Here is a 1,012-nt window from a genome sequence, read left to right as displayed (position 1 = left end):
CGCCGCAGCGCCGCCACGTCGAGCCGGATCGGCAGCAGGTGCGGCTCGCCCGCCGCGCACGCGGCGTCGAACAGCTCCAGCCCCTCGTCCGCGGAGAGCCCGGACACTCCGTGGCGGGTCATGCGGTGGAGGTCGGTGTGGGTGAGGTTGCCGGTCATGGTGGAGCGGTCTTCCCACAGGCCCCAGCCGAGGGAGAGGGCGGGTTGGCCGTGGGTGTGGCGGTGGTGGGCGAGGGTGTCGAGGAAGGTGTTGGCGGCGGCGTAGGCGGCTTGGCCGGGTCCGCCGAAGGTGGCGGCGGCGGAGGAGAAGAGGATGAAGGCGTCGAGGTGGGGGGTGTGTTGGGTGGTGAGTTCGTGGAGCAGGAGGGCGCCGTCGAGTTTGGGTTTGAGGACGGTGTCGAGGTGGTGGGTGGTGAGGGTGTCGAGGGTGGCGTCGTGGAGGGTGGCGGCGGTGTGGATGACGGCGGTGATGGGGTGGTGGGTGAGGGTGTGGGTGAGGGTGTCGGGGTCGGTGACGTCGCCGGTGACGACGGTGGTGTGGGCGCCGAGTTCGTTGAGTGTGGTGGCGAGGGTGTGGGCGGGTCGTCGGGAGAGGAGGACGAGGTTTTGGACGTGGTGGTGGGTGACGAGGTGGTGGGCGAGGAGTCCGGCGAGGGTGCCGGTGGCGCCGGTGATCAGGACGGTGCTGTCGGGCCGGAAGACGGGGGCGTCGGCGGGGGTGACCGTGGTGCGGGCTAGGCGAGGTACCAGGAACTGGCCTTGCCGGATGGCGACTTGAGGCCCGCCAGTCGTGAGCGCGCCGCGTAGGTCGTGCGTGGGGTCGTCGGTGTCGATGAGGACGAGTCGGTCGGGGTGTTCGGACTGGGCGGAGCGGATCAGGCCCCAGATGGCGGCGTGTTCGAGGTCGGGTGTGTCTTCGGGTGAAGTGGCGACGGCGTTGCGGGTGAGCAGGACCAGCCGGGAGTCGGCGAACCGCTCCTCCGCCAGCCACCGCTTGACCAGGCCCAACGCCC

1 protein-coding gene is annotated in these 1,012 nt (G+C 71.0%); it reads right to left on the bottom strand.

From position 1 onward, the window contains the following. Positions 1-1,012: beta-ketoacyl reductase (locus tag ACFYOP_RS33750; RefSeq protein ID WP_356899688.1), on the bottom strand; the 1,012-nt coding region annotated here is incomplete at both ends.

It is taken from the genome of Streptomyces sp. NPDC006294 (genome assembly GCF_042870895.1).
In the GTDB taxonomy this organism is placed as follows: Bacteria; Actinomycetota; Actinomycetes; order Streptomycetales; family Streptomycetaceae; genus Streptomyces.
Note: the sequence above shows the minus strand (reverse complement) of the source record. Positions and strands in the feature narration are given on the sequence as shown.